Source organism: Opacimonas viscosa, from assembly GCF_024199005.1.
Classification (GTDB): Bacteria; Pseudomonadota; Gammaproteobacteria; order Enterobacterales; family Alteromonadaceae; genus Opacimonas; species Opacimonas viscosa.
In genome coordinates, this window is the sequence record NZ_JANATA010000056.1 from 1 (window position 1) to 452 (window position 452).

Here is a 452-nt window from a genome sequence, read left to right on the forward strand (position 1 = left end):
TTCACAGCAACTGCTAACAGGTCTTTCTCAGACCACTGCAACTCAGTATAACCCGGCTTATGATACCAATGGCACAGGCTTCCAGTCAGAAACCAACGACTACCTGAAAATCCTGCCAAACTTCAGCTTTACGCTGAATCCAACAGAGGATTTTGTGGTTCGACTGGCAGTATCTGAAACCATGACTCGTCCGGAACTGAAAGACCTGGCACCGCGCTTCTCATACCTGGATTTACGTCCTGGTTCATTGAACGCTGTAGCGGGTAACGTAAACCTGAAGCCTTACACGTCAATTAACCTAGATGCGTCATTCGAGTACTACTGGGGTGACATTAATTATGTAAGCCTGGCAATTTTCCAGAAAGAAGTGCAAAACTTCATCGTAACGGATAACGAAGTCGTGACCGTGTCTGGAGTTGATATTCAGGATCCATTGTTAGCCGATGACTCAG

Annotated in this window: 1 protein-coding gene; it reads left to right on the forward strand. The window is 46.2% G+C overall.

The annotated features are described in order from the left end of the window. Positions 1-103: 103 nt before the first annotated feature. Positions 104-452: TonB-dependent receptor domain-containing protein (locus tag NLF92_RS12680; RefSeq protein WP_349293227.1), on the forward strand; the 349-nt coding region annotated here is incomplete at its 3' end.